We start from the raw sequence: 18,413 nt of genomic DNA on the forward strand, positions 1-18,413 counted from the left end.
GGTTGTTGCACCGCGTTGTGCATTGAAGCGGGCCAGGCAAGGCGCGAAGGGGAACACCATTGAGAACGCCCCTGGTACGCACTGCCAAGCGCACAGCATAGTAAACACCGGTTTATTTTGCCTTGGTGATCTCCGTTTCCAGGACCCGTTCCAGTTCTGTCATGGCGTGTTCGAGGGCACCGATGCATTCGTCAATCCGATAACGTGCCTGTGCTTCATGGCAGGCCTGCTCCAGCGCCTCGCATCGCTGGATCAGCAAGGGCGACTGCACGATCCGGGCGGCGCCTTTTATCTTGTGCGCCGCTTCGGTCAGTGCCTGCCGGTTCCCGCCCCGGGCGGTATCGAGCAGTGCCTGGCGGTCCGAGCGGTTGCTGCTGAGCAGTTCTTCCAGCAAGCGCTGGGTGTACAAGGGATTGCCGCCGGTCAATGCGTGCAGGTTCTGTACGTTGAAAACGTTTGAGCGACTGGTGGGCTTGATGGCGTTCATCCACTGGCTCAGGGCGCTCAGGCTGATCGGCTTGAACAGGCAGTCGTCCATTCCCGCGGCCTGGCAGCGCTGTTTTTCCTCAGGTTGTGCATTGGCGGTGAAGCCCAGAATGGTGCAGGGCGGCAATTGCTGTTCGGACTCGTGCCGGCGAATCGCCCTGGCAAGTTCGTAACCGTTCATGATGGGCATGTTGCAATCGGCAATGACCAGGTCGAAGTTCCCTTCCAACCAGGCCTCGAGCCCTTCGGCACCGTCATGGGCGACATGACAGTGATGGCCGAGATAGTCCAGTTGTTGCGACATCAACAAGCGATTGGCCGCATGGTCGTCCACCACCAGAACGTTCAGGGCGGTCGTGGCGGTTTCGATCATCGGCTCAGGCGGCGTGTCAGCCGCTACCGTGGGCAGGACGGGCAATTCCAGGCTGACCCGGACCTGGGTGCCGGTGCCCGGCTGGCTGTTCAACTGCAGGCTGCCGCCCATCATCCGGCACAGGTTGCGACTGATCACCAGCCCCAGCCCGGCTCCCTTCCGGGCCATCCGACCGCTGTTGTCAGCCTGGGCAAAAGGTTCGAACAGACGTTGCAGGTCGGCGGGGCTGATGCCGATGCCGCTGTCGCTGACCTCCAGTTGCATCTTCAGGGTATCGCTCTGGGCGGATCGAGACAGCCTGACCTCGACCTTGACCCAGCCCTGTTCGGTGAACTTGAGCGCATTGCTGATCAGGTTCGAAAGCACCTGCTTGAACCGCAGGGGATCGACCCGCACATCCGGGTTGTCGTCCGCCGGTTCGAACTGCAATGACAGCGCGAGATTCTTCTGTCGCGCCACGCCTTCGAACACCCGTATGACCGATTGCAGGATCGCCCTGAGATTGACCCGTTCGGGTGCCAGGCTCAGGTGACCCGACTCGATGCGTGCGATGTCGAGGATGTCGCCTATCAGCTCCAGCATGCCGGAGGCCGATTCGTAGGCCACTGCGATTGTCGAGCGATCCACATGCCCCTTGTCGGCATGCATCAACGCCAGTTCAAGCATGCCGATTACCGCATTCATGGGGGTGCGGATTTCATGGCTCATGGTCGCCAGGAACGTGCTTTTGGCCCGGTTCGCATCATCGGCCCGCTCCTTGGCGGCTCGCAGCTCTTCGAAGAGCTGTCGCCGTTCGCTGATGTCGATCCAGCCGCCGATGATGCCTTGTACCTGTGCTGCGGAGTTTCGGTAGGGCAGGATCCAGTGATAGATCGTCAGCTTCCTGTCCCCGATGTGCAGCGGCCGGTCCACGATCAGGGCGGTGCCTTCGGCCATGACGCGCTGATAGTCCGCCTGGTATTCCCGGGCTTCGAAGGCATTGCTCATGGATCCGGGCATTACGTTCTTGCCGATGACGTCCTCGCGTTTTGCCTCGAATGCTTGCAGGTAACTGTCGTTGCAGCTTTGCAGGACGCCGTTGCGATCCCTTACATAAATGGGATGAGGGGTGCCGTTGACCAGTGAGCGCATGAATTCGAGCTGGTCGTTCAGCGCCAGTTCGGCTCGTTGACGCTGGCGGATCTGTCGCTGCATGTAGGCGTTCCAGGCGAGTGATATCACCAGCAAGAGGCCGACACCGGCAGCGATCTGGAAGAACAGGCGGTTATAGGTGCGCCAGGTGTGTTCCGAAGCCGAGACGTAGCCTCGCCAGCGGTTGTTGATCACGCCCAGTTCGTCCGGGTCGATGCTGGTCAGGGCTTTGTCGAGAATGCTGTTCAACTCGGTGGCGTCCTTGGCTGTGGCCAGGGCAAACATGGCCTGCTGGGTGCCGACGGTGCTGCTGATTTGCAGCGTGTCCCGGAACGCGTGCGACGAGAGGAAGTAATTGGCCATGACCAGGGCATTCACGCTGCCATCGGCCTGGCCCTGGGCGAGCAGTTCTACGGCGTGCGAAGGGTCGCTGGTTTCGACGATCCTGATGTCCGGATACTGCTTGCGCAACCACTCGATGACCGGGTTGTCCTTGGCGATCGCCAGGGTCCTGGTCCCGAACTGGTCGAGTGTGGCAGGCGTGTCGGACTGCTTTCGGGTCAGCAGGACGAACGAGCTGTCGACGTAGGGGCGGCTGAATCTCACCTGTTGCTGCCGTTCGCTGCTCGGCACGAGTGCCGCAATCAGGTCGGCCTGACCGTCAAGTACTGCGGCAATCGCTTCGCTGTCGTTACGCTTGTGCTGAATCTCCAGGCGCAGGCCTGTACGCAGCCGGATCAGCTCCAGCAGATCGGCACTGATGCCGCGAAAATCGCCGTCCGGATCGAAAAAAGTGAACGGTGCGAAGGTTTCGTTCACGGCCACCCGAACCACCGGATGCCCGGCCAGCCAGCGTCGTTCCCGTTCGGTCAGTTGGATCCTGTGTTCCGTGAGATAGAGGTCGGCGCCTGCACTCCAGCGCTTGGAGATCGCGGCTTGCTCGGCAATCGGAATCTGGTTCAGCGTGGCGTTGATGATCTCCAGCAGTCGGGTGTCGTGACGTCGTAGCGCAAACCCGAACCCGTAGGATTCATGTTTGCCGAAGCTGGCCATGCGGATGTTGCTCAGGTAGCCCTTGCTGATCATGTAGTGGGTGGAAATGGTATCGCCGAGAAATACATCGGCCTGGCCGAAGGCGACGGCGTTTATGGCGTTCTGGTAGGACGGGTAGGTGGTGATGCGTGCCTTTGGGTAGAGTTTTTCGATGTCCTGCAAGGGCAGGTAGTGGTAGACCATGCTCAGCCGCAGCCCCTCCAGATCCTCGTTCAGGGATCGGTTTTCATTGGTTCGGGTGACGAGAACGGGCTGGTCCACGGCGTAAGGTGTGGACAGGACAAGGTCGGGATCGCGGGCTTCGAAACCGTTGGCGCTACCCAGGAGGTCGATTTGCCCATGCTTGAGCGCCGCAATCGCCGCCTCACGGGATCCGAATCGAAGGACTTTCATCGGCAGGCCGCTCGCCTCGGCGATGAGCCCGGCGTAGTCGGCAGTCATGCCTTCGTAGTCGCGTCCGCTGGTGGAGAGATCGAAAGGTGGGTAATCCGGTGCGGAGGTCCCCAGGACCAGCTCCTTGCGTCCCAGCAGCCAGGCCCGCTGGGCGTTATCCAGGCCGACCTCGGGATGAGCCGCAGTGGAGCGCCCCAGGAGTGTGTAGTGCTCGGGCGCACCTGGCGCCGCGGCGAGGAATCCTGCATATAACCCTGCCATCAATAGCAGGAGGCATCCTTTCATGCATCTGAACATCCTGTTTATTCTCACACCAGTGCGTTTCGTTTCGCCATTTCAATCAGTTCTACCAGGGACTTGACCTTGAGCTTCTGCATCAGCCGTTTTTTATAGGTGCTCACGGTTTTATTGCTTAGAAACATACCTTTGGCTATTTCCTTGTTGGTGCGGCCCTGGGCAAAAAGTTGCAATACCATCAATTCGCGATCATTGACGTTCTTGAAAAGATCCAACTCTATACTGCGTGGATCATCAGGGCGCACCGGATTCAGTGCCTGACTGGGAAAATAGTTGTAGCCGGATAATACGGCCTTGATTGCGCTGACAAGTTCGCTGAGGTCTTCCTGTTTACAAACGTAACCGGAGGCGCCGGACTGCATGCACCGGATACCGAACAGGGTCGGTGACTGCGCCGTGAGCACCAGTGTCTTGAGCGGCGTGGTCATGGCATTGAAGCGCGAGAGGATTTCCAGCCCGTCCAGTTTAGGAATGCTGATGTCCAGGATGACCAGATCCGGCATGCATTCGCGCACCATTTGCATCGCATCGACGCCATTGTCGGTTTCTCCTACGACTTTATAGCCTTCGTGCTCCAGAAGCATGCGAACGGCGAGGCGAATGACCGGATGATCGTCGACAATGAAAACGGAGTTCATGAATAAAGTCCCTTGCGAGCTTAATAAAGCGCGCACCTTAGCCCAGTTACAGCCGTGGTCGTACGAGGAGACGGGTGTACATATTCAATTTCGGAAAGTTCCTACAAAAAAAGAAGCAGGGTACTACGAGGTAATTAGGTTTTTAGTAGGTAATGGGCATGAGACGGGCGCGTTTTTATTAGCGGACTATAGGTCAGGAGATGGTTCTAGAGCGCCGACTTCTACATGCAGGCTAAAAGAGAGTTGTCAATACTGTGCAACTTAAGCTGCAAACCAATTGTGGGCGCGAGCTTGCTCGCGAAGGCGGAGTGTCAGTTGCCGTGATTGCAGACTGATCCGACGCTATCGCGAGAACGCTCGTTCCCACACAGGGGCTGTCATTGGCGGGTACGCCCCGTCATCTCCTGTGCCATTTCGCTGGCGTAACTGTCGGTCATCCCGGCGATGAAATCGATCATCCGCAGGAACGCAGCATGCAAAGGACCATTGGGATCGGGTGCATTGTTGCCCAGCAGGTCGAGAATACGGCGATTCTTGAATGAAGGTGAGCGGCCCCCATGCTGTTCCAGGGCTGCACCGCAGAAGCCGTTGAGCAGGATTTCAAGCGTGGTGTATGCGCCGATTTCATTCAGGGTCTTGCGCTTGTCCTGGAATATTTTCTTGCGCGCCATGTCCTTGGCATTCAACACACAACGCTTGGCCGGGCCATGCATATGCTCCACCAGGTCGCCTGGTAGCGTGCCGGCCAGCAAGGCTTCCTGCTGTTCGACGAACGCCCGGGCGGCGGCGTTGGTCAGGTGTTCAATGGCCTTGCCCCGCAGGATCGCCAGTTTGCGTCGCCGGGAGTCCAGTGGGCCGAGCTGGCGGTAGGTGTCCGGAATATCGTCGCCCACCAGGTCCAGGAGCAGCGACTCCACCTGTGCGTAGTCCAGCAGCTCCATCTCCACGCCATCTTCCAGGTCGATCAGCGCGTAGCAGATATCATCGGCGGCTTCCATCAGGTACACCAGCGGATGCCGTGCCCAGCGCTGGTCTTCAAGCTGCGGCAGGCCGAGCTTGTGGGCAATCTGTTCCAGCAACGGCAACTCGCTCTGGTAGCAGCCGAACTTGTGCTTCTTGTAGCCCAGGGAGTCGGCGTGACGGGCGGTCCAGGGGTATTTCAGGTAGGTGCCGAGGGTGGCATAGGTCAGCCGGGTACCGCCATCGAACTGGTGGTATTCGAGCTGTGTGAGGACTCGGAACCCTTGGGCATTGCCTTCGAAATTGAGAAAATCGCTGCGCTCGGCCTCGCTCATGGCGTCGAGCCAGCCGCGGCCTGCCGCCTGCTGGAACCAATAGCGGATAGCGTCTTCGCCGGAGTGACCAAAGGGTGGGTTGCCGATGTCGTGGGCCAGGCAGGCTGATTGCACCACCATCCCCAGGTCGCTCGGTTCGCACCAGTCAGGCAGGGCGTTGCGAATGGTTTCCCCCACGCGCATGCCCAGGGAGCGTCCGACGCAACTGACTTCCAGCGAATGGGTCAGGCGCGTGTGGATGTGGTCGTTGCTGGAAACCGGGTGGACCTGCGTCTTGCGTCCGAGGCGACGGAACGCCCCGGAAAAGATGATGCGGTCATGGTCCTTGTGAAAAGGGCTGCGGCCCAGCTCTTCCGGGCTGTGCACGGGTTTTCCGAGGCGTTCGCGAGTCAGCAGGGTATGCCAATCCAAGGCCGGTTGCTCCGTTGAGATAGATGCGCCCTAGCTTCCCGGTTCCTGAGGCGTCTCGCAAGCCCGTCAGGGCTTGCGTACGTTGCGGGCCAGTTTGAGCAGCGGCACCAGCATTGTAGCCAGGCGGATCAGGCGAACCAGGCCACTGCTGCGTCCGCTGCGGGTCCGCTTGCCGCCGAGGAAGCCGAGCAAGGACACCGCTGCCATGCCCCAGAGTGGCGCATGCTTGATGCCGAAGCCTTCGTGCCAGCTCTGACCAAGGCCACGCATCCGCTGCAGCGGTTGCAACAGCTCGCGCGTTTCCTGGCGGATTTCCTGGCGATGCATTTCCATGCGCAGGCGCACCAGCGCCTTGCGCATTTCCTGTCGGGTCCGGGCTTGAGGAATGTCGGGCAGGCTCATGGCAGCAGGCGCTCCCGGTCGTTGTTCAGTTCTTCGAGCGTGGCATGGAAGGGGGTCGATTCATCGTAGATCGCTGCCCTGAGTCGAAGGCCGCAGAACAGCGCCGCCAACAGATAGAACAGGCACAGGCCGATGATGCCGGCAAGGCGATAGGTGTCCCACACCAGAATCAGCACCAGTGTCGAAAGCCCTACCAGCAGCAGCAAGGCAAACACCAGCGCCAGGCCTGCGAACAGCAGCAGGCTGACAGTCCGGGCCTTCTGTTCCTGCAATTCCATGCCGAACAGTTCGACGTGGCTGTGCAGCAGTCCGAGAAACGCCGCGCCCAGGCGGCGCGCAGAAGAAGCAGTGCCCGATTCGGCCGAGCCGGAGTCGTTGGTATCCATCATCAGCGTCGTGTCGCCAGCAAGCCGATCAGAAAGCCCACGCCGGCAGCGATACCGACAGACTGCCAGGGGTTGGCCTGTACGTATTCCTCGGTGGCGACGACCGCAGCCTGGCCGCGTTCGCGCATGGAGTCTTCGGTCAGCTTGAGCGTGTCGCGGGCACGCAGGAGGGTTTCGTGAATCTGGCTGCGCAACTCATCGGCCTGGTCGCCCGCCAGCGTAGCGGTGTGGTCCAGCAGCCGTTCGGTGTCGCTGACCAGGGTTTGAAAATCTTCCATCAGGATTTCTTGAGCAGTCTTTGCCTGGGTTCTGGCCATGGGTGAATCTCCGTAAGTGACGTCTGAAGCGTTCGAGTGTGAGCCTTGCCGGAAGGTTCAGTGAAAGTGACTGGTACAACTTTTGCTCGGTTTTGGCTCAAGGTTTTGCCATGTACTGGTGCGTCATCCCGTGTCGCTGCGCTGAAGCTGGGCGCAGCCGGCAAAACCTTAACCCAAATAATCAAAACCCGCGAAGCGGCCCGCAGCGGAGCATCGTATCGCCCGTTTTAACGCACCAAAGCGGTTCATTGGCCCTTGGTTGGCAAACAAACCGTTTCAACTTGGTGCGTGGGTTCGGCGAGCGAACCGCTTTGGTGCTTCCTTCAACTTTTTTCAGGTCTGCCCAACACCATGGAAAATATGCAAAGCGCCGTGGACAGTCTGGTCCACAGCTCCAACACCTTGTTCATCCTGCTGGGCGCCGTCATGGTCCTGGCCATGCATGCCGGCTTTGCCTTCCTGGAAGTGGGAACCGTCCGGCAAAAAAACCAGGTCAATGCACTGTCGAAAATCCTCAGCGATTTTGCTGTCTCGACCCTGGCCTATTTCTTCATAGGCTACTGGATTTCCTACGGCGTGACGTTCCTGCAACCGGCCGCGGTGCTGAGCACCGATCATGGCTACAGCCTGGTGAAGTTCTTTTTCCTGCTGACGTTCGCCGCCGCGATCCCGGCGATCATCTCCGGCGGTATTGCCGAACGTGCACGCTTTGCGCCGCAGCTGTGCGCCACGGTGTTGATCGTGGCATTCGTGTATCCCTTCTTCGAAGGTGTGGTCTGGAATGGCAATTTCGGCCTGCAAGGCTGGTTGGCGACCCGCTTCGGTGCCGCTTTCCACGACTTTGCCGGTTCCGTGGTGGTGCATGCCATGGGCGGCTGGCTGGCGCTGGCGGCGGTGCTGCTGCTCGGGCCTCGTAACGGCCGTTACCGGGAGGGGCGTCTGGTGGCGTTCGCGCCATCGAGCATTCCATTCCTGGCCTTGGGTTCCTGGATCCTGATTGTCGGTTGGTTCGGTTTCAACGTGATGAGTGCCCAGACCCTGCCAGGGGTGAGCGGATTGGTGGCGGTCAATTCGTTGATGGCCATGGTCGGCGGTACCGTGGCGGCCTTGATCGTTGGCCGCAACGACCCTGGCTTCCTGCACAACGGTCCGCTGGCCGGGCTGGTGGCGGTTTGTGCCGGTTCCGACCTGATGCACCCGGTAGGCGCGCTGGCGACCGGTGCCATTGCTGGCGCCTTGTTTGTCTGGTGCTTCACCGCAGCCCAAGGCAAATGGAAGATCGACGATGTGCTCGGTGTCTGGCCTTTGCATGGGTTGTGCGGCGTCTGGGGGGGCATTGCCTGCGGCATCTTTGGCCAGGACTTCCTGGGCGGCCTGGGTGGCGTCAGCCTGGTCAGCCAACTGATAGGCACTGCGCTGGGCATTGTCATTGCACTGGCCGGCGGGTTCGCGGTCTACGGTACGATCAATGCGTTGCTGGGACTGCGCCTGACCCAGGAAGAAGAGTATTACGGCGCCGACCTGTCGATTCACAAGATCGGCGCGGTCAGCCAGGACTGAGCTTTTTGTCACGTTTCCTTGTCCTGATTGCCGGGATAAAAACCGTGCAGCAGCCGATAGCGATCATGGCGAACCTGGTCCACGTGCTGTCGGACCCGTTGTTCCGGCAGCCCCAGCATGATCAGGGCGTGGGAGGCCAGCATCAGGCTCGACTCCAACAACTCCGGGACCACTTCGCTGGCCCCGGCGGCTTGCAACTCGGCCAGTTGGCTGTCGTCGCGGGTGCGCACCAGGATCGGTACCTGCGGGTTGACCCGCCGGGCTGCCCTGAGCACGGTCAAGGCGATGTCCGTCTTGTCGACCGCGATCACCAGTAATCGGGCGCGACTCAGCCCTACGGCAGCCAGCAGATCCCCTCGTCTCGAATCTCCGTAATGCACGCAGCTTTCCCCGACGGTGGCTGCCTGGATGATGACCGGGTCGTCATCCAGGGCGACGAAAGCCTGGCCTTCCCGGCGCAGAAACCGTCCGATGGACTGGCCGACGCGTCCGTATCCACAAATGACAACGTGACCCGACAGGTCCGCGTTCAGCGCGTTGATCTGGTCCAGTTGCGCCTCTTCGTTGGGCTTGCGGTGCAGGCGGGCGGCGATGTCCGGCGCGGCCCGCAGCAAGAGTGGCGTGAGCAGCATTGAACAGAACGTCGCTGCCAGCAGCAGGCCACCGATGTCGGCGGGCATGAGGCGGTTCTGTTGCATCAGCGCCATCAGGGCAAAACAGAATTCACCGCCCTGGGCCAGAGCCAGGCCGCTGCGCCAGGCGGTTTCACCGTCGCTGCCTCGCCATTTCACCAACGCGGCGACCACGCATCCCTTGATGAGCATCAATCCCAGGGTCAGCCCGAGGATCAGCAAGCCGTCATCGATGAACAGTTGCAGGTCGATCAGCATGCCGATGCTGACGAAGAACAACCCCAGCAGAATGTCGCGGAACGGGCGGATGTCGGCTTCGATCTGGTGTCGGTAATGACTTTCCCCCAAGAGCATGCCCGCCAGGAAGGCCCCGAGGGCCGGTGAGAGGCCGAGCAGATGGGTCAGCCAGGCAGTCAGCAACACGATCACCAGGGCCAGCAGTACGAACAGCTCAGCGGAGCGGGACGCGGCGACTTCATGGAACAGGCGTGGCAGCAGCAGGCGGCTGGCCAGCAGCAAGCCGCCGAACAGGACCAGCGTCTTGCCCAGCGTCAGGGGCAATGCCCAATACCACGCCTGCGAACTGCTGCCGGCGAACACCGGCACCAGGGTCAGCAACAGCACCGCGACAACGTCCTGGAACAGCAGTACGCCGATGGCGTTCTGACCGTGGCTGCTGAAAATCTCCCCAAGACTGGTCAGCTCCTTGCTGACAATGGCAGTGGACGACAGGGCCAGTCCGGCACCGAGCAGCAACGCAGCCAATACCGGCGCGCCGCAGAACAGCAGCAACACACCCAGGAGCGCGCCCGAACACACCACCTGGAGGCTGCCGAGGCCGAACACGACACGGCGCAGGCCAAGCATCCTGGACAGGGAGAATTCCAGCCCCAACGAAAACAACAGGAACACCACCCCGAGTTCGGCCAGGTCCGGCAACTCTTCGCTGTCATTCACCCAGTCCAGGGCGGTGGGGCCTATGGCCAGCCCGACACACAGGTAACCCAGCACAGGTGGCAGGCGCAGTCGCCTGAACAGGGCGATGACCACCAGTGACGAGGCGAGAATGATCAGCAGGTTGGCGAACAAGGGACACTCCGTTTCAAGGCTTGGTACACAGCGTAGAAGGTGAAAGCTGACCAGGGTTGTCGAAAAGCCATTTGTGTTCAGTGATTTGCATCAGCATTTTGCAGATGCGGGACGCCCGGCTCGACGGTTTTCGAGGGCGCGCCTAGAATGACCGTCTATCTTTTATGGATCTACCAGCCATGCTTCCTGAATGCCAACTGTTCGGTACCGTGGGTTGTCATCTCTGCGAGATCGCCGAGGGTGTGCTGATGCCTTTCGTTGACCATGGCTTGCTCGTAGAACTGGTGGATATCGGTGATGGTCCGGAGAGCGAGGCGTCGATCGACACCTATGGACTGCGCATCCCGGTGCTGCGCCGGGTCGATACCGGTGTCGAACTTGACTGGCCTTTTGACGCCGATCAGGTCGTCGCCTTCCTGCGCTGACACCCTTCCGTTCATCGTGTCCCTCGACCCCCATTGGAGAAAAAGACATTCTTCGGTTACTGTATGCGCATACAGTTATCTGGAGTGCCTCCCTTGGTCAATGTCGAACAATTGAAGAACAGCGTGAACAGGATGTCTGTGGACGTTGTACACGAGGCCGTTCTGGAGCTGCGGCTGGACGGGCTGGTGACCGAAGGCAAGACACCTTTCAACAAGCTGCATTTCAACACCTGCTTCGCTGAGATCGAAGCGCTGTTCCAGCGTGCCGGCTATCACAAGCAACTGGATGTGGTGGGTTATCAAGGCTTGTTGTATGCGCTGTACGACCCAGGTCGCTGGGAGGCGGTGGAGGTGCTGCGCTGGTTGAAGGAGTTCACCGAGGCGGCAGCATCGATTCCGGCGTGAGGCAATCATTGCTGGGCTGGCTTGCGCGACTGTCGGATAATACCGCCCCGTAAAATGTTCAAGAGTGTCCGATGCCCGGTTCATCGTTTTCCGCTGCGCACCATCAGGCCAGCACTTTGTACCTGCCCCCCGGTTCCTGGCAGACCGTGCTGGAATGCCTGTGCGAGCATTTCAGCGCCATCAGTCGCGAGCAGTGGCTGGATCGGATTGCCCGGGGGAGGGTGCTGGACGCAGAGGGCAAGGCGATTCCTGTCGATTTGCCGTACCGTGAAGGCCTGCGCATCCATTACTTTCGCGAAGTGCCTGACGAGAAGCCGATCCCGGTCGTGGAGTCGATCCTGTACGCGGACGAGCATCTGGTGGTGGCGGACAAGCCGCATTTCCTGCCTGTCACTCCGGCGGGGGAATATGTCGAGCAAACCCTGTTGCGACGGTTGATCCGGCGGCTGGACAATCCTCACCTGGTGCCCTTGCACCGTATCGACCGGCACACGGCAGGGCTGGTGCTGTTCTCGGCCAACCCCCACAGCCGATCGGCTTACCAGTCCCTGTTTCCAACGCGACAGATCGAGAAACGCTACCAGGCCATTGCCCGTGCGTTGCCTCAATTGACCTTTCCCCGTGTGCATAAGAGCCGAATGGTCGATGGCGAACCGTTCTTCCGAATGCAGGAAGGACCGGGGGAGCCGAATACCGAAACGGCCATCGAAATCCTGGAAAAAAATGGCGAATTGTGGCGCTACGGCCTGTCTCCGGTCACCGGCAAGAAGCATCAGTTACGGGTTCATATGAACGCCCTGGGAGCGGCCATATGCAACGATCCGTTTTACCCCGATGTGCTCCGGGATGTAGAGGATGATTATGCCAATCCACTTAAACTGCTGGCCCAGGGATTACGTTTCATTGACCCGGTCACTGGTCAGGAGCGTGTGTTCGAAAGCGGTATCGCGCTGCAGTGGTAGCTACGGCTTTCGAGCGACCATGAAAAAGCCCGCAATATTGCATTGCGGGCTTTTCTGTATCGGATTGCGGCTGTCAGGGCTTACAGATCCTTGACGGTACGAACCTGATCCTTGTTCACGCGGGTGTGCTTGCCGTCCAACTGTTCGAACTCGTAGAAGCCGGTGTCGTCATCGTACTTGGGGGTATCGACGGCCTGGATTTCGCGACCGTCATTCAAGGTGATCACTGTAGGCGATGCGCACCCGGCGAGAGTGGCGAGGCCCAGTGCGAGCATGAAAGTGGCGAGGGTCCGTTGTGTCATGGTGTTTCTCCGAAAATGAATTCTTCAGGTTACTGACCTTCAGACGTATACATCGCACGCAAGTTCCTGGCTAGTGGCCTTTATGTCGCGTCAGCAGTTCTGGTGTATTCAGATTCGCCAACCGGGGATCGTCGGCCGGGCATTGCAATGCAACGGCATGCAGCGTGCGCATGATACGGCCGGGGCTGCGCTCGCCTTCGCTCCAGGCTTCTTCGAAATCTGCTGCCAGGGCCACCGGGATAACGCACAGTAGCGGTTCCCAGTGTTCGCCGTGACGCACCATCAGCGGCACCTGGGGATGCTGGCTGGCCGTCTTGCGCATGCTGTCGAGCAGGCTGGAATCGATCTGCGGTACATCGCACGGCAGCACCAGCAAATACGCATGCCTTGCCGCCTTGAGGCCGGCCCGGATGCCTGCCAGGGGGCCGGGGAAGTCACCTTCATCGTCATGCACCAATCGATCGGCATACCGTGCATAACGCTCAGGATTGCGGTTGCAGGAGATGATCAGGTCATCGCTCAGCGCGCGGGTCTTGCGATGGAGGTGGGCAATCAATGGCTCGCCTTGCCACTCCACCAGCCCCTTGTCCCGTCCGCCCATACGTTGTCCGCGGCCACCCGCCAGCAGCAGGATGGAGCATGATGGCAGGGCAGTGTTCGAGGTCATGGTGTGTCTCCGCACAGGCGAAAAAATGAAGCGCTGTGATATAACACCGGGCTGTTTCCCCTACAACTGGACGAGCCTATGAAAGCCAAGGCTGATGTACCTTTCGTGCCGCTCAATATCGCGGTGCTGACTGTCAGTGATACCCGTACCCTGGAAACCGACACATCCGGGCAGGTCTTCGTCGATCGACTCTGCGCGGCCGGTCACAACCTGGCGGCGCGGGTCCTGCTCAAAGATGATCTGTACAAGATCCGGGCGCAAGTCGCGACCTGGATTGCCGATGACGTGGTGCAGGTCGTGCTGATCACCGGTGGCACCGGTTTTACCGGCCGTGACAGCACCCCGGAAGCCGTCGCGTGCCTGCTGGACAAGCAGGTCGACGGTTTCGGTGAATTGTTCCGGCAGATTTCCGTGGCCGACATCGGCACCTCCACTGTCCAGTCCCGGGCGCTGGCGGGCCTGGCCAACGGCACGCTGGTGTGCTGTCTACCAGGCTCTACCAACGCCGTACGGACTGGCTGGGACGGCATTCTTGGCGAGCAACTGGATGCGCGGCACCGACCCTGTAACTTCGTGGCCCATCTGAAACAGGCGGCGCCTTGTGAATCCCGTGGGTAAACCTGGCAAGGCCGGCGCCTTGATGGCTGTCGAGGTTGCATTGGAGCAACTGCTCGCAATGGCGGCGGCCACGCCGATTGCCCAGCGTGAGCACCTGCCGCTGGCCGCGGCGCAAGGGCGGGTGCTCGCAGAGGATCTGGTCTCGACCCTGGATCTGCCGCCGTGGCCCAACAGCGCCATGGACGGTTATGCGTTGCGGCTGGCTGACGGCAAGGGTGAGCCGCTGGTGGTCAGCCAGCGGATCTTTGCCGGGCAGGCTCCGCAACCACTGGCGGTTGGGACCTGCGCACGGATCTTCACGGGAGCGCCAGTCCCCGCCGGAGCCGACTGCGTGGAAATGCAGGAAAATGTCCTGGTTGAAAGCGACCAGCGAGTTCGATTTACCGAACCCTTGTCCAGCGGACAGAACATCCGCCCTCAAGGCCAGGAAACCACCGTTGGCGAACAGGTGCTGGCTGCCGGCACTCGCCTGGGGCCGATCGAACTGGGGTTGGCTGCGTCCCTGGGCTGTGCGTCCCTTGACGTGGTACGCAAGGTCCGGGTTGCGGTCCTGTCCACCGGGGATGAACTGGTCGAACCCGGCCAGCCGCTGGGCCCTGGCCAGATCTATAACAGCAACCGTGTGTTGCTGTGTGGCTGGCTGCAACGGCTGGGTTGTGAAGTGGTCGACGCGGGTATCCTGCCAGACGACTTGCCAACGACCCGGACCCGCCTGGCCCAACTGTCGGATGTTGATCTGATCCTGTCCACCGGGGGTGTATCGGTGGGCGAGGCTGACTTCCTGGGTATCGCACTGCGCGAGGAAGGTGAACTGACACTCTGGAAACTCGCCATCAAACCCGGGAAGCCGCTGACGGTTGGGCACTTCCGTGGCGTTCCGGTCATAGGCTTGCCTGGAAATCCTGCCTCGACCCTGGTGACGTTTGCGTTGCTGGCCAGGCCTTACCTGCTGCGACGCCAGGGCGTTCAATCGGTGGCGCCACTCAGGTTCAAGGTGCCGGCCGGGTTTGTCTGGGCCAAGGCCGGAAGTCGGCGGGAATACCTGCGAGGCCGCCTGGAAAACGGTCGGGCAATCATCTACCGGAACCAGAGCTCCGGGGTCCTGCGCAGTGCGGCCTGGGCCGAAGGGCTGGTCGAAGTGCTCGAGGGACAGACGCTGGTCGAGGGCGACGAAGTGAGCTTCATCCCCTTGAGCGAACTCCTGGACTAGTGACCTGTGCGGTTAATTTGGGGGCACGAGTTAGCCGCGCGGGCCACTAATTAGCCTGTCTCGCAAATACAGGGCTTTCGACTGCCGCTTTCACGGCAGCAGGTGCCATCAGCAACTGTATTTGTGAGACGGAACACCACCTCGGCAGGCGGTGTACTCCGACCCGGATTTATGTCCGGTTCTTGCGTCCGTCGCTTTTATCGCGACAGCAGCATCACCAGTTGATCGAAACGACTGTTCGCGATCCAGCCCAGCAGGCCGACGATCACCGCCGCCGCACCGGCCGAATAGGCGAGTCTGTGTCGGATCACCTTCACATCGGTACGGATTTCATCCATGTCACGGCGGATGTACTTGAGGTGAGTTTCCAGTTCAACGACGCGCGGTTCCAAATCAATTCCTCCAACGGGATTACTGCAACTTTTGCATTCGTTCTGAGCCTCGGCCCGCTCGCCCCCGATAGGGGCGAACTGCCGAGGCGACAGCTTGTATTCATGGCTATGCATGGGACGCTTCATCCCCTTGGCCATAACTGTTCGAACCACTGATCCGTCCCCTGCGGGCCGTGAAGTATCCATCCATGGGTTGGCACATCCTTGTGTAATAAGTGTTTTTTATCGGTCCAGCACAACAGAGTGCCAAGGTGTCTCAATACTGCTGGAGGGTCAATTGAGCTGATTCGCCAAGTCTTGTAAGAAAACTCTTTGAGTGCTGAGACATCGGTCCGCTGTGCCGACTGACTGTTTTTATCCGTGAGCAGGGTCCAGGTCCTTTCTTGAAAATAATTGACGTGGCCAGGGGCTTTTTCAGTCGGATGCGCGGTCCCAATCCCTGAACCTTCCAATGACGGAGATGACGATGAGCAAAGGCAACGCGCTGTTGATTCTGCATGGCAAGCAAGCGCTCAACGAAGAGGTTCGCGCCGCAGTGATGCTCAGGCGCAAGCAGGGCTGGGACTTGGCGGTACGATTGACCTGGGAGGCAGGCGATGCCCGGCGGTGTGTCGAAGAGGCGCTGGAGGCCGGTTATACGCGGCTGATCGCCGGTGGCGGTGATGGAACGTTGCGTGATATCGCCGAAGCGATGGCCCTCAACTCATGCAATGCCAGTCTGGTGCTGCTGCCCCTGGGCACTGCCAATGATTTTGCCCGGGCGACCGGGGTCCCGCTGGAGCCGGATCGAGCCCTGGATCTGCTGGACGTTGAACCGCACCCCATCGATCTGGGGGAGGTCGGCGGGCGGATTTTCCTCAATATGGCCACGGGCGGTTTCGGCAGCCAGGTCACGGCGAATACGTCCGAAGACCTTAAAAAGGTGTTGGGGGGCGCCGCTTACCTGTTTACCGGACTCACGCGCTTCAGTGAGCTGAGTGCGGCCTATGGCGAATTGCAGGGACCGGGCTTCAGTTGGCAGGGCGATCTGCTGGCGTTGGGCATCGGTAATGGTCGACAGGCCGGAGGAGGCCATGAGTTGTGTCCGCAGGCACTGGTCGATGATGGATTACTGGACATCAGTATCCTGCCGTCACCCCAGGAAGTGGTCAGTACGCTGAAGGACTTGCTGGCCGGGGGGCTGGGCATCGACAACATGTTCGTGCGTGCACGCTTGCCCTGGGTGGAAATCAAGGTCGCCCAGGGTCTGGACATCAATCTGGATGGCGAACCCTTGCAGGTCGACAGCCTGCGATTCACGGTGCGCCCGAAAGCGTTGCGCGTGCATCTGCCGCACGACTCGCCTTTGCTGGTTACCTCGGCGACGCTCAATCGTCCAGGCTGATGATCTGCTCGCGCACGGCGAAAAGCACCAGTCCGGCCACGTCATGGATCTGCAGACGCTTCATGATCTGGGCTCGGTGGGTTTCCACGGTCTTGATGCTCAAGCTCAGGCCGTTGGCAATTTCCCGGGTGGATTTGCCGCGCACGATCAGACGCAGTATTTCCAGCTGACGTGCAGTCAGATTGTGAGTCTGGACAGGGGCGGGCTGCTGTTTCTGGGTCCGGATCAGGGCCTGGTTGATCACAGTATGGGCGATAGCGGGGCTCAGGTAGCGCTCATCGTTACGCAATGCGTTCAGGGCGTGCTCCAGCTCGGTGGCCGTCGTGTCCTTGAGCAGATACCCATGGGCACCCGATTCCAGCGCCTGCATGATCAGCGCCGGATCGGTGTGCATCGACAGAATCAGCACCCTGCTGCGTGGGCGTGCCTGCTTGAGCTCGCGCAGGGCATCCAGGCCACTGGTGTTCTTCATGGAAATATCCAGCAGCACGATATCGGGGTCCAGTCGTTCGACCAGCGCCAGCAGTTGCGTGCCGTCACTGGCTTCGCCGATGACGGCATAGCCGGGCAGATCCATGATCAGTGCACGCACGCCCGCGCGGATCAGTGAGTGGTCATCTACCAGAAGCAAATTACAAGTCAATGGAGAACCTTATTCTTACTGGCCCGTGCCAGGGTGCGAGGTGCCCAGGGGAAACGGGCTTCGATGTGCGTGCCTTTGCCGGCTTCGCTGATGACGTTCAGCGTGCCACCCAACTGTTCGGCCCGCTCCGACATGCCGGCCATGCCGCGTTGCCCTTCGCGAGCGGGGTGGGGCGCCGGGACGAACCCCTGGCCGTCATCGCGGATCAGCAGGAGCAGGCCTTCGGGCAGGCGTTGCAGGCGCACCAGCAGATTATTCGCGTGAGCATGGCGCAAGACGTTGGTGACCGCTTCCTGGGTGATCCGAAAGGCGGCGACCGTCATTTCCTCCGGGATGCCCGTCATGCGCTGCTGGCAGTCGAGGCTCCATTTTACCGGGGTATTGACCAATGTCTTGAGCAGGTGTGCGCGCAGGCTGGCCTCAAGCCCGAGGCTGGTCAATTGCCTCGGGTTGAGAATCGCCGAGACGTCGCGGACCTTGTTAAGGGTTTCGTCCAGGGTTTCGCAGAGTATCGAACACTGGGCTTGCAGTTCGTCCGGCACCCGGCGCTTGAGCCATTCGCTCTGCAGTTTTGCAGCTGTCAGTAGTTGGCCGATGTCGTCGTGCAATTCGCGACTGAGCCGATGACGCTCGTTTTCCTGGACTTCAAGCAGCCGGTCGGCCAATTCCTGGGGTTGGAACTTGATGGATTTTCGCGACGACTGATACCAGGCCCAGACACACGCCAGGGCCGCGATATTCAACACCAGCAAGTTCAATGGGAATGTACGGGCGAACAGATAAGTCAGCAGGCAGCCGAGGGTCGAGCAGATGCAAAGGAGCAGTGTGAGCCGGCGGACGTTTTCTCGGGAGGGTGGCCAGGTGACGAATGACTTGAGGCTGGCGTACATGACGGATGGAGCCAATGAATGTTCACTGCGGGCGAGCCGGTCGGCACATGAG

At 60.3% G+C, this 18,413-nt stretch carries 19 protein-coding genes; 7 read left to right on the forward strand and 12 right to left on the reverse strand.

Translation table 11 applies throughout. The features are described 5' to 3' along the window. Nucleotides 1-112: 112 nt before the first annotated feature. The 6 genes from LOY67_RS08555 to LOY67_RS08580 form a co-directional block, all read right to left on the reverse strand. On the reverse strand, nucleotides 113-3,721 hold the full coding sequence (locus tag LOY67_RS08555; RefSeq protein ID WP_413776169.1) for a transporter substrate-binding domain-containing protein: 3,609 nt from the start codon (nucleotides 3,719-3,721) through the stop codon (nucleotides 113-115). Nucleotides 3,722-3,744: 23 nt separating this feature from the next. Then, nucleotides 3,745-4,371: a response regulator transcription factor gene (locus LOY67_RS08560; RefSeq protein ID WP_024776711.1), complete on the reverse strand. Its 627-nt coding sequence runs from the start codon at nucleotides 4,369-4,371 to the stop codon at nucleotides 3,745-3,747. 377 nt (nucleotides 4,372-4,748) lie between these two features. Continuing rightward, on the reverse strand, nucleotides 4,749-6,077 hold the full coding sequence (locus LOY67_RS08565) for a deoxyguanosinetriphosphate triphosphohydrolase (RefSeq protein ID WP_265066772.1): 1,329 nt from the start codon (nucleotides 6,075-6,077) through the stop codon (nucleotides 4,749-4,751). Nucleotides 6,078-6,143: 66 nt separating this feature from the next. Next, entirely contained in the window at nucleotides 6,144-6,479 is a 336-nt protein-coding gene (locus LOY67_RS08570) for a hypothetical protein (protein ID WP_265066773.1), read from the reverse strand. Further along, nucleotides 6,476-6,865: a phage holin family protein gene (locus LOY67_RS08575; RefSeq protein WP_265066774.1), complete on the reverse strand. Its 390-nt coding sequence runs from the start codon at nucleotides 6,863-6,865 to the stop codon at nucleotides 6,476-6,478. Before LOY67_RS08575 ends, LOY67_RS08570 begins: the two co-directional genes overlap by 4 nt. Before the next feature lie 2 nt (nucleotides 6,866-6,867). Next, entirely contained in the window at nucleotides 6,868-7,182 is a 315-nt protein-coding gene (locus LOY67_RS08580; RefSeq protein WP_265066775.1) for a DUF883 family protein, read from the reverse strand. 351 nt (nucleotides 7,183-7,533) lie between these two features. On the opposite strand from LOY67_RS08580, the gene LOY67_RS08585 reads away from it, so the two are divergent. Beyond that, on the forward strand, nucleotides 7,534-8,742 hold the full coding sequence (locus LOY67_RS08585; protein WP_265066776.1) for an ammonium transporter: 1,209 nt from the start codon (nucleotides 7,534-7,536) through the stop codon (nucleotides 8,740-8,742). 8 nt (nucleotides 8,743-8,750) lie between these two features. On the opposite strand, the gene LOY67_RS08590 is transcribed toward LOY67_RS08585, so the two are convergent. Continuing rightward, on the reverse strand, nucleotides 8,751-10,463 hold the full coding sequence (locus LOY67_RS08590; RefSeq protein WP_265066777.1) for a cation:proton antiporter: 1,713 nt from the start codon (nucleotides 10,461-10,463) through the stop codon (nucleotides 8,751-8,753). Between the two features lie 179 nt (nucleotides 10,464-10,642). Here LOY67_RS08590 and LOY67_RS08595 point away from each other — a divergent pair, with 179 nt between their 5' ends. The 3 genes from LOY67_RS08595 to LOY67_RS08605 all read left to right on the forward strand — a co-directional run bounded on the left by LOY67_RS08595 (nucleotide 10,643) and on the right by LOY67_RS08605 (nucleotide 12,255). After that, nucleotides 10,643-10,888 carry a glutaredoxin family protein gene (locus LOY67_RS08595; protein WP_265066778.1) on the forward strand — a complete coding sequence of 82 codons (246 nt, stop codon included), beginning with the start codon at nucleotides 10,643-10,645 and terminating at the stop codon, nucleotides 10,886-10,888. 93 nt (nucleotides 10,889-10,981) lie between these two features. After that, complete coding sequence (locus LOY67_RS08600) at nucleotides 10,982-11,293, forward strand: transcriptional regulator (protein WP_265066779.1); 312 nt, start codon at nucleotides 10,982-10,984, stop codon at nucleotides 11,291-11,293. A 71-nt stretch (nucleotides 11,294-11,364) separates the two neighbouring features. Beyond that, nucleotides 11,365-12,255: a pseudouridine synthase gene (locus LOY67_RS08605; protein ID WP_265066780.1), complete on the forward strand. Its 891-nt coding sequence runs from the start codon at nucleotides 11,365-11,367 to the stop codon at nucleotides 12,253-12,255. An 80-nt stretch (nucleotides 12,256-12,335) separates the two neighbouring features. Here LOY67_RS08605 and LOY67_RS08610 read toward each other — a convergent pair whose 3' ends face one another. Together LOY67_RS08610 and mobA are read right to left on the reverse strand one after the other, a co-directional pair. After that, nucleotides 12,336-12,557 carry a YgdI/YgdR family lipoprotein gene (locus tag LOY67_RS08610; RefSeq protein ID WP_265066781.1) on the reverse strand — a complete coding sequence of 74 codons (222 nt, stop codon included), beginning with the start codon at nucleotides 12,555-12,557 and terminating at the stop codon, nucleotides 12,336-12,338. Nucleotides 12,558-12,627: 70 nt separating this feature from the next. Further along, a complete protein-coding gene (mobA, locus tag LOY67_RS08615) occupies nucleotides 12,628-13,224 on the reverse strand; it encodes a molybdenum cofactor guanylyltransferase MobA (protein ID WP_265066782.1) in 597 nt (198 codons plus the stop codon). 78 nt (nucleotides 13,225-13,302) lie between these two features. On the opposite strand from mobA, the gene moaB reads away from it, so the two are divergent. Together moaB and glp are read left to right on the forward strand one after the other, a co-directional pair. Next, a complete protein-coding gene (gene moaB, locus LOY67_RS08620) occupies nucleotides 13,303-13,842 on the forward strand; it encodes a molybdenum cofactor biosynthesis protein B (protein ID WP_265066783.1) in 540 nt (179 codons plus the stop codon). Between the two features lie 22 nt (nucleotides 13,843-13,864). After that, nucleotides 13,865-15,052: a gephyrin-like molybdotransferase Glp gene (gene glp / locus LOY67_RS08625; protein ID WP_265067724.1), complete on the forward strand. Its 1,188-nt coding sequence runs from the start codon at nucleotides 13,865-13,867 to the stop codon at nucleotides 15,050-15,052. Between the two features lie 197 nt (nucleotides 15,053-15,249). Here the strand turns inward: glp and LOY67_RS08630 are convergent, their stop codons facing one another. Next, nucleotides 15,250-15,558, reverse strand: a complete 309-nt coding sequence (locus LOY67_RS08630) for a hypothetical protein (protein ID WP_265066784.1) — start codon at nucleotides 15,556-15,558, stop codon at nucleotides 15,250-15,252. A gap of 352 nt (nucleotides 15,559-15,910) precedes the next feature. Here LOY67_RS08630 and yegS point away from each other — a divergent pair, with 352 nt between their 5' ends. Continuing rightward, complete coding sequence (gene yegS, locus LOY67_RS08635) at nucleotides 15,911-16,828, forward strand: lipid kinase YegS (RefSeq protein WP_265066785.1); 918 nt, start codon at nucleotides 15,911-15,913, stop codon at nucleotides 16,826-16,828. Here yegS and LOY67_RS08640 read toward each other — a convergent pair. Both LOY67_RS08640 and LOY67_RS08645 read right to left on the reverse strand, forming a co-directional pair. Beyond that, nucleotides 16,812-17,471 carry a response regulator transcription factor gene (locus LOY67_RS08640; RefSeq protein ID WP_265066786.1) on the reverse strand — a complete coding sequence of 220 codons (660 nt, stop codon included), beginning with the start codon at nucleotides 17,469-17,471 and terminating at the stop codon, nucleotides 16,812-16,814. The two genes, yegS and LOY67_RS08640, sit on opposite strands and share 17 nt — an antisense overlap. Then, nucleotides 17,468-18,361, reverse strand: coding sequence for a sensor histidine kinase (locus tag LOY67_RS08645; RefSeq protein WP_265067725.1), 894 nt, complete (start codon nucleotides 18,359-18,361; stop codon nucleotides 17,468-17,470). The genes LOY67_RS08640 and LOY67_RS08645 overlap by 4 nt, the downstream gene beginning before the upstream one ends. Between the last annotated feature and the right edge of the window lie 52 nt (nucleotides 18,362-18,413).

The sequence above is a fragment of the Pseudomonas sp. B21-056 genome, from assembly GCF_026016325.1.
GTDB lineage: Bacteria > Pseudomonadota > Gammaproteobacteria > Pseudomonadales > Pseudomonadaceae > Aquipseudomonas.

Coding starts and splice junctions, on each gene's coding strand:
- LOY67_RS08555 (WP_413776169.1), bottom strand. CDS start 3,721: ATGAAAGGATGCCTCCTGCTATTGATGGCAGGGTTATATGCAGGATTC.
- LOY67_RS08560 (WP_024776711.1), bottom strand. CDS start 4,371: ATGAACTCCGTTTTCATTGTCGACGATCATCCGGTCATTCGCCTCGCC.
- LOY67_RS08570 (WP_265066773.1), bottom strand. CDS start 6,479: ATGAGCCTGCCCGACATTCCTCAAGCCCGGACCCGACAGGAAATGCGC.
- LOY67_RS08575 (WP_265066774.1), bottom strand. CDS start 6,865: ATGGATACCAACGACTCCGGCTCGGCCGAATCGGGCACTGCTTCTTCT.
- LOY67_RS08580 (WP_265066775.1), bottom strand. CDS start 7,182: ATGGCCAGAACCCAGGCAAAGACTGCTCAAGAAATCCTGATGGAAGAT.
- LOY67_RS08585 (WP_265066776.1), top strand. CDS start 7,534: ATGGAAAATATGCAAAGCGCCGTGGACAGTCTGGTCCACAGCTCCAAC.
- LOY67_RS08595 (WP_265066778.1), top strand. CDS start 10,643: ATGCTTCCTGAATGCCAACTGTTCGGTACCGTGGGTTGTCATCTCTGC.
- LOY67_RS08605 (WP_265066780.1), top strand. CDS start 11,365: ATGCCCGGTTCATCGTTTTCCGCTGCGCACCATCAGGCCAGCACTTTG.
- LOY67_RS08610 (WP_265066781.1), bottom strand. CDS start 12,557: ATGACACAACGGACCCTCGCCACTTTCATGCTCGCACTGGGCCTCGCC.
- mobA (WP_265066782.1), bottom strand. CDS start 13,224: ATGACCTCGAACACTGCCCTGCCATCATGCTCCATCCTGCTGCTGGCG.
- moaB (WP_265066783.1), top strand. CDS start 13,303: ATGAAAGCCAAGGCTGATGTACCTTTCGTGCCGCTCAATATCGCGGTG.
- glp (WP_265067724.1), top strand. CDS start 13,865: ATGGCTGTCGAGGTTGCATTGGAGCAACTGCTCGCAATGGCGGCGGCC.
- LOY67_RS08630 (WP_265066784.1), bottom strand. CDS start 15,558: ATGCATAGCCATGAATACAAGCTGTCGCCTCGGCAGTTCGCCCCTATC.
- yegS (WP_265066785.1), top strand. CDS start 15,911: ATGAGCAAAGGCAACGCGCTGTTGATTCTGCATGGCAAGCAAGCGCTC.
- LOY67_RS08645 (WP_265067725.1), bottom strand. CDS start 18,361: ATGTACGCCAGCCTCAAGTCATTCGTCACCTGGCCACCCTCCCGAGAA.